At 61.9% G+C, this 7,353-nt stretch carries 7 protein-coding genes; 1 reads left to right on the forward strand and 6 read right to left on the reverse strand.

The genetic code is table 11. The features are described 5' to 3' along the window. Window positions 1-112: 112 nt before the first annotated feature. The 6 genes from BU124_RS14215 to BU124_RS14240 all read right to left on the reverse strand — a co-directional run bounded on the left by BU124_RS14215 (window position 113) and on the right by BU124_RS14240 (window position 6,094). Window positions 113-1,402 (reverse strand): Zn-dependent hydrolase, encoded by a 1,290-nt coding sequence (locus BU124_RS14215; protein ID WP_084864227.1) that lies wholly within the window; start codon window positions 1,400-1,402, stop codon window positions 113-115. After that, the gene (locus tag BU124_RS14220; protein WP_084864228.1) at window positions 1,399-2,343 is read right to left on the reverse strand and encodes a dihydroorotate dehydrogenase; all 945 of its coding nucleotides are present in this window, start codon (window positions 2,341-2,343) and stop codon (window positions 1,399-1,401) included. Before BU124_RS14220 ends, BU124_RS14215 begins: the two co-directional genes overlap by 4 nt. Continuing rightward, window positions 2,337-3,170 (reverse strand): dihydroorotate dehydrogenase electron transfer subunit, encoded by an 834-nt coding sequence (locus tag BU124_RS14225; protein WP_084864233.1) that lies wholly within the window; start codon window positions 3,168-3,170, stop codon window positions 2,337-2,339. The genes BU124_RS14220 and BU124_RS14225 overlap by 7 nt, the downstream gene beginning before the upstream one ends. A gap of 21 nt (window positions 3,171-3,191) precedes the next feature. Then, window positions 3,192-4,472, reverse strand: coding sequence for a TRAP transporter large permease (locus BU124_RS14230; RefSeq protein ID WP_084864229.1), 1,281 nt, complete (start codon window positions 4,470-4,472; stop codon window positions 3,192-3,194). After that, window positions 4,469-4,990 (reverse strand): TRAP transporter small permease, encoded by a 522-nt coding sequence (locus tag BU124_RS14235; RefSeq protein ID WP_084864230.1) that lies wholly within the window; start codon window positions 4,988-4,990, stop codon window positions 4,469-4,471. Before BU124_RS14235 ends, BU124_RS14230 begins: the two co-directional genes overlap by 4 nt. A 69-nt stretch (window positions 4,991-5,059) precedes the next feature. Beyond that, window positions 5,060-6,094 (reverse strand): TRAP transporter substrate-binding protein, encoded by a 1,035-nt coding sequence (locus BU124_RS14240; RefSeq protein WP_245831706.1) that lies wholly within the window; start codon window positions 6,092-6,094, stop codon window positions 5,060-5,062. A 155-nt stretch (window positions 6,095-6,249) separates the two neighbouring features. Here BU124_RS14240 and BU124_RS14245 point away from each other — a divergent pair, with 155 nt between their 5' ends. Next, window positions 6,250-7,146: a helix-turn-helix domain-containing protein gene (locus BU124_RS14245; protein ID WP_084864232.1), complete on the forward strand. Its 897-nt coding sequence runs from the start codon at window positions 6,250-6,252 to the stop codon at window positions 7,144-7,146. The last annotated feature ends 207 nt before the right edge of the window (window positions 7,147-7,353 follow it).

Below are 7,353 nucleotides of genomic sequence, written 5' to 3' on the forward strand. Positions count from 1 at the left end.
AAAATGCGCGGGTCCGGTTGTGCAAAATCGGTCTGGAAGTAGCACAGACTTGTCCCGCCCAAAAGGCTGTCTCGGGCAGCGCCAAGCCGGTGTTTTCAGAGCTTGGGTCAGATCAATCATTGGCGGTGATATGGGCCAGAAAGATCGAGGCGCCCGCCATCATGTCCGCAGGTGCCATCGACTCCGCCGGGTTGTGCGATCCACCCCGGCTGCGGACGAAAACCATGCCGGCGCGGACCCCGGCGTTGGCGAAGACGGCTGCGTCGTGCCCACCTCCTGAGGGCATGGCATAGCGCTTCTGTCCCGCATGTTCCATTGCGTCGAGCAGGCCGCGTTGCACGTCTTCGTCAAGCGCGGCCGGCGCATTCCGGATCGGGTCGGGCAAGTCAAACGCCACCCCGGTGCGGTCGCTGATAGCGCGAACCTTGTCCCGAAAGGTCTCCTCGACGCGCGACAGCGTTTCCGGAGATTGGCTGCGCACCTCGAAGCTGAAACTCACGCTCTCGGGAATCCGCGCCATGGCATGATGGGTGGGGTCGGTTCCGATCATTCCCGTTGTCATCACCAGATCGGTCCCCTCAGAAACTTCGTCTGCCCAAAGCGCGTCCATGGCCGAAAGAAGCTGCGCCGTGGCCATCACCGGATCACGTCGGTATTCCCGCGGCACCGCACCCGAATGACCGGCTTCACCCCGCGCGACGATATCCTTGAGGCGGATATTGCCACGGATCCCTGTGACAACAGCTGCCGCTCGGTCATCCCCCAGAAGTAGCGGCCCCTGTTCGATATGAAGTTCAAGATACTCCCTGATCTCGGTTAGATCCATCAATGGCGTCCCAGCGCGAACGGGCCCAAGGTCCACGCCGACATCCGCCATGTGGTCGGCCAGGGTACGGCCGTCGCTCTTGTGCTTGGCTGCGAGGGCGTCCGCGCCAAGGCCACCTGTCAGGGCTCTTGAGGCCGTATAGCAGGGCCCGAACCAGGCGCTTTCCTCGCCCCGCATCGCGATCACCCGGACCGGGCGGGAAAACCCTGTGCCCTTGCGACGTTGATGTATCAGGCAAATCAACCCTGCAATGACACCCGCGAGACCATCAAAGTTGCCGCCGACGGGCACGCTGTCAACATGGCTGCCGATTAAGGTGTAGTCGGGCTTGCCCTGATCCTCGGGAAGGGAAAACACCCGGTTGTCGACCGCGTCCGACCAGACCGCCAGCCCTTCGGCCTCTGCCCTTGCGGTCAGGTGGTCCAGGACCTCGGTCTCCTTGCGCGACCAAGCCGGGCGGCTGACACCACTGCTGTCCGCGCTCATGGCCGCCACGCTGTCGAGGAGGTCGGCCGCCACGCTGATTTCCTCCTGCGTGAACATGTCGAGATCGGGGAGGGTTTCGGTGCAACTCATGGCGCGGCCTCCATGAAGCGCACCGCATCGCCGGGGGCCCCGTCACGGATCGAGCCGATGAAGTCGGAGACCGAGGCATATCCCTCTTCGGCGAGGAAGCCCTGCAGGTCATCCCTGAGCCGCGGCATGGCCGTCGGGTTGATGAAGCTTGCCGTGCCCACTTGCACCGCACATGCGCCGACCACCAGGAATTCCGCAACGTCTTCGACGGTCGAGATCCCGCCACACCCGATCACCGGAATGTCCACGGACCGGACGCTCTGATAGGCCATGCGAAGCGCGATGGGCTTGAAGGCCGGCCCCGAGAGGCCGCCCATCAGATTGCCGAGCTTGGGTCTGCGCGTGCGCGCATCGACGGCCATTGACAGGATCGTATTGGCCACGACCAGGGCATCTGCCCTTGCCGCTTCAGCAGCTTGCGCCACTTCCACCGTCTCCCCGGTGTTAGGGGTCAGTTTGACCCATAGCGGAAGATCGGTTTCGCGGCGCAGCGCCTCGACGACCCGTGCGGTGGTGTCCGGGCGCATGGCGAAGGCCTTGCCGTCTTCCTCGATGTTCGGGCAAGAGATATTGGCCTCGATTCCGGCGATGCCCGGAAGGTTCAACTGGCTGACAATCTCGGCAAAGCCGTCGATGGAGGGGGCCGAAACGCTGACGATGAGGGGCGCGCGGTAAGGCGCGTAGGCGGGCAGTTCATTTGCCAAAAACGCCCCCAGGCCCTTTGACGGAATGCCGATGGAATTGAGCATGCCGCCATCGACCTCGCAGACCCTGGGGGTCGGGTTTCCGCCGCGGACCTCGGCCGTGATGGTCTTGGTGACAAGCGCCCCTAGCATATCCAGCTCGAAGACCTCGGCCATATCCCTCGAAAACGTGCCCGACGCTGGCATGATCGGGTTTTGAAGGGTGAGCGCGCCGATTCTGGTGGTCAGGTCTACCATTCCATGGCCTCCTGAATATCGAAGACGGGTCCTTCACGGCAGACGCGTTCCTGGACGACCGCGCCGCCGCGGCGGAAGGGGCGCACACAGCACTGACACATGCCGATCGCGCAGGCCATTTGCTGTTCCAGCGCGATCTCTCCGGGAATGCCGGCGTCCCGTCCGACCTGCTGACAAAGTTTGAGCAGGCGGTTCGATCCACACGTATAGATCATGTCCATTTCATCCGCCTCGGCGAGCCCATCCAGCAGGCTGCGCAGCTGTTCGGGATCCGAAGTGCCCTCGGAATCGGTGACCGGGATCACCTCGGCCCCGAGCGCCCGGAAGTGGTCGATCGACATGAGGTGTTCGGGCGACCGGGCCGAGCATATGGCCTTGAGGCCGAGCCCCAGGCGCCGGGCCTCCTGGGCAAGGGGGGCCAGGGTCGCCAATCCGACACCGCGGGCCACCAGGACCAGGTGGCGCGCGTTCTGCGGGATGGTGAATCCATTGCCAAGTGGCCCCACGACATTGAGCCGATCCCCCTCGTCAAGCCCAGACAGCGCGGCCGTTCCAATACCCGAGACCTTGTAAAGAAAGGACAGGCGCCCCGCGTCACGGTCATACCCGAAAATCGACATCGGGCGACGCAGGAAGGGCTGACTCTGCCCGTCTACGGGGCAAAGGATGTGAAAGAACTGCCCGGGCCGGCAATCGAGCGCCTCCTGCGGAACATCAAGCTCCAGGAGCCGATAGCCACTGGCGGCATCCCGGTGCGTGACGACGGTGCCGACCACCTCATGGATCGACCGCTCCTTGGAGGGTTCGAGCTGGGCGGGTGAAAGCATGATCACGAGCGGCCCCTTTCTTTAGCGGAAGATGAGATTTGGAACGAACAGTGAAATCTCCGGCACATATGTGACGATCAGCAGGACGATGATGTTGACCGCGACGAAGGGCCAAACTCCGGCGATGATCGACAAGACCGGCTTGTCCAGGGTCGAGGAAGCGACGAAGATGTCGAGCCCGAAGGGCGGCGTGATCATCCCGATGCAAATATTGAGCGTCACGATCATGCCAAAATGGACCGGGTCCACCCCGAAGGCCATCGCCACCGGATACAGAGGCGGTACGAGGATGAGCAGCGCGGAATTGGGGTCGATCACCATTCCTGCGATCAAGAAGCAGACGTTGACTACAATTAGGAAAATGATCGGCCCGGCATTCACCGTTTCGAGGAGCGCGGTGATCTGATCCGGGATCTGCGCGAGCGTGACGAAATAGGACAGCAGACCGCCCACGGCGAGAAGCACGAAGATGACCGACGTGGCGACAGCACTGTTTTCGGTGACCTCGACCAATTTCGACCAGTTCAGATCGCGAAACACGATCATCTCGACAAAGATCGCATAGATCACACTGACCGCAGCCGCTTCGGTCGGGGTGAAGACACCACTGTAAATGCCGCCCAGAATGATGATCGGCATCCCCAGCGCCCACTTCGCCTCCCAAAGGGCCGTTATCCGGGCCGCCCATGGCTGGCGACCTGCCCCCTGCAAGCCACGGCGCCGCGCCTGGATCGAGACCATCATCGCGAAGGCGAGGCCGAGACACAGACCGACTGCGAGTCCACCCGCGAAAAGTTGCGCAATGGAAGTGCCCGTGATCCATCCATAGATGATCAAGGTGATGGAGGGCGGGATCAGCAATGCCGTCTCGGCACTTGCCACCACGAGCCCTAGGCCGAAGCGTTCCGAAAACCCGCTGGCGCGCATTTCCGGGTATACGATGCGCCCCATGGCTGCCACGGTCGCCGGCGCCGAACCCGACACCGAGCCGAAGGCCATGGAGGCTCCAATGGTCGTCTGGCCCATGCCGCCCCTCGTGTGCCCGAGGAAAACACGCATGAGGTGGGTAAGCTGACCGGCGATCCGGCCAGCCCCCATCAGGTGGGCCGCGAAGATGAAGAACGGAATGGCCAGCAGCGTGCTGTGATTGATCCCGCCCACGACCTTCTGGATCAGAACGGCATCAGGCAGAGTCCCGTAGAAGGCTTCCTTGGCCGCCAGGGTCGGCAGTGCGAGGACGAGAAACATCTCGAAGCCCGCGACCAGCAACACAATGGCAAAGAACGCGATGAGCCAGATCATTGCCGAGCCTCCTGGCCGGGATTGCCCGCGCCCGGCGACTGCGAGAAGCGGTCTATGATGCCGAAAAGGCTGAGCGCATAGCGAAGGGCGAGCAGGACGAACCCCATGATCGGCGCCGTGTAGAGCCAGCCCATGGGAACATCGAGCGTCGGGCTGCGCTGACCGGTCTGCAGAACGAATTGCGTCAGGCCGAGTGCGAGCCACGCCAGATACAGCGAGGCGAGCAAGCCGACAGCGTCAATTGTCTTTTCGATCCCGCGTTGTGGGCCCTTTGGCAGCCTTCGGCGCAGGGTATCTATTCCGACATGGCGGCCGCGCTCGAGGGCCAGTCCGAGGGCGCCGAACACGAGGAAGATGTTGAGCAGGCGTACGGCCTCTTCGATCCAGGTCAGACGGCTGGCAATCTCGCCGCCGATCTCTCGGCCCACCACATTCAGCGCAAAGAGCGCCACCATGCCCAGAAAGACGGAGACCAGGAAAACGCGCTCGATGCGCCGGAGCAGGGTCAGGAGGCCCATATCATCACTCTATCAGGAAAAGGAAACGGCCCGGCCAGCATGGGCCGAGCCGAGCTGTCGGGTCGCCCCTTACTCGGACGTGATGTCCGCGTATTCGCTCTCATACACTTCGACGAGGGCCGCGCCTTCGTCACCGGCGCGGTCCAGATATGCCGCCACGGCCGCGTCGTAGGTCGCGTCACGCATGGCGGCACGCTCCTCATCGGAGGCTTCGCGGATGTTGATGTCGCTCGACTCTTCGATCGTGTCCAGCGCGGCCGCGACCGCTTCGGCCTTGTGTTCCCGAAGTTCGGGGATGACTTCCTCGAAGGCCCCTTCGATGACGTCCCGATACTCCTCGGGCAGGTCGTTCCACCAGGCGGGGTTGAAGAGAACCACGTCTTCCATGGCGCCGTGCTCGGTCAGCACAAGATAATCCTGAACCTCGTAGAACTTCATGCTCTGGATGGTGTCGAGGGGGTTCTCCTGCCCATCGACCACACCGGTCTGCAGCGAGGTATAGAGTTCCCCGAAAGGCAGCGCGACAGCCGAGGCGCCGAGGGCTTCGAACTGCTCGATCAGGATCTTGGAGTCCATCGTGCGAAACTTGTGATCACTCAGCGACGTCAGGTCTTCGAGCGGCTTGTTCGAGGTGAGGTGCTTTCGGCCGTTGGGCCACAGCTCCACGCCGACGACGCCACGGTCCGAAAAGGTCTCGAGCAGTTTATCACCGAAGGCACCGCCACGAAGCTCCTGCGCCGCCCCGTCGTCGGCCGGAAGCAGGAACGGAATGTCGAGAATCGAGACAGCAGGGTTAAAACCGCCGATGAAGGCCGCCGGTGAAACGGTCGCCTCCAGCGTGCCAAGCTGCACGCTTTCGGTCATTTCACGTTGTGTGCCCAGCTGGCCGGACGGAAAGATCTCGAACGCCACAGCACCATCCGTGCGCTCGGATACGAGTTCCGCCACGCGCTCAAGAAACACATGACGAGACTGCTGCTGCGACTCAAGGTGCCCGATCTTGGCCGTGTAGTCTTGCGCGGATGCCGCCGTAGTCATGCCGGCGATCGCGAGGCCGCCGACCATGCCCGCAACGCGGACCGCAGGTGTAAGCTTGTGTAGCATCTTGGTTCTCCCGTTGAACTAAACACGGGAAGATGGTTTGGCGCAAAAGGCTCGATGTCAAGAAAAATCTCAAAAATGAGACGTTCTCTAGGCTTGTTGCTTCATTTGGACGCCGCTTGCATAGTGGAAGAGCGGTTCAATAATGGAATCAAGGCGTGAATTCATCCGGTCCCAGCCAGAGTGAAGCCATCGCAGCCCTTGGTGAGAGGCTGCGCGCAGCACGCGTGGGCGCCGGATTGACCCCCGTCCAGCTTGCCGAGATCGCCGGTGTTTCACGCGCTGCAATCTACCGCTACGAGGCCGGTCACCCCATCCGTGTCGACACCTTGGGGCGGATCGCGGACCAACTGGACGTGTCCATTGCATCCTTTCTGGGCGTCGAGGTCGAATACATCTCTTCCGCGCTGAGCTTCTTCGAACGGATGCGTCAGATCGAGGAGAAGGCGGACCGGATAAGCGTGATGTTCGGCCCGATTTCCTACCTATTGACGACGGATCAATACGACGACCTCCTTCCAGACGTTCTACGGGAAAGTGTGCCCCAGGATGTGCCTGACCGCACCCGGGCACTCACCGAAATCGATTCCTTGGTAGAGGTCTTGCTCGCGCGCAAGAGGGCTTATCGCGCGAGGCGGCAGAACCTGGTTGGTCTGCTGTCCGCGGCAGAACTGGAAGTATTTTGCACCAGCGGTTTCGTCGGCTCGCAGGAATTCGCCGGCAAAAGCGCGCGGTGCAATGCGGCACGTGCCGAACTCGATCATATCATTGATATGCTCAAGCATGAGCCCATGGGTGTTCAATTGGGTGTGCTGGTCGATTCCATGCCGGGCGCGAGTTTTCAGATATTTCGCCGCGCGGAACATGCCGAACTCGCTATCAGCCCGTTCCGCCTCGGGGCCTTGGCCAACGTGCGCCTCGGTGTTGCAACGATAACTTCCGCGCCCGAAGTGGTGGCAAAACACGAGGCGATGACAGAACAGCTATGGAACCGAAGCCTGAAAGGGCGTGAGGCTGCGGAATGGCTCAGCAAGATGCGCGCACGCATCCTCTGAAATTCGTTCATCTTGACAAAATGCGTATGAATTTTGGGTCCGTGGGGACAGAGGCACTCTTTGCGGCTTCTTCGGAGCGAAGCGCGACGAGCTATGCTAGAGTCTGTGTGACCGGGACTGATCAAGCTGTGCGGGTTTTGGTGAAGGGTCCAGGCGGGTTAACGTGAAGACGCTGTCTCGGCCATCTCGGTCGTGATGCCGGTTCGA

Origin of the sequence: Salibaculum halophilum (genome assembly GCF_002094885.1) — a bacterium.
Classification (GTDB): domain Bacteria; phylum Pseudomonadota; class Alphaproteobacteria; order Rhodobacterales; family Rhodobacteraceae; genus Salibaculum; species Salibaculum halophilum.

Excerpts from the sequence above, each read along its gene's own strand:
- BU124_RS14235 (WP_084864230.1), bottom strand. The coding sequence starts at position 4,990 with ATGGGCCTCCTGACCCTGCTCCGGCGCATCGAGCGCGTTTTCCTGGTC.
- BU124_RS14220 (WP_084864228.1), bottom strand. The coding sequence starts at position 2,343 with ATGGTAGACCTGACCACCAGAATCGGCGCGCTCACCCTTCAAAACCCG.
- BU124_RS14230 (WP_084864229.1), bottom strand. The coding sequence starts at position 4,472 with ATGATCTGGCTCATCGCGTTCTTTGCCATTGTGTTGCTGGTCGCGGGC.
- BU124_RS14215 (WP_084864227.1), bottom strand. The coding sequence starts at position 1,402 with ATGAGTTGCACCGAAACCCTCCCCGATCTCGACATGTTCACGCAGGAG.
- BU124_RS14225 (WP_084864233.1), bottom strand. The coding sequence starts at position 3,170 with ATGCTTTCACCCGCCCAGCTCGAACCCTCCAAGGAGCGGTCGATCCAT.
- BU124_RS14240 (WP_245831706.1), bottom strand. The coding sequence starts at position 6,094 with ATGCTACACAAGCTTACACCTGCGGTCCGCGTTGCGGGCATGGTCGGC.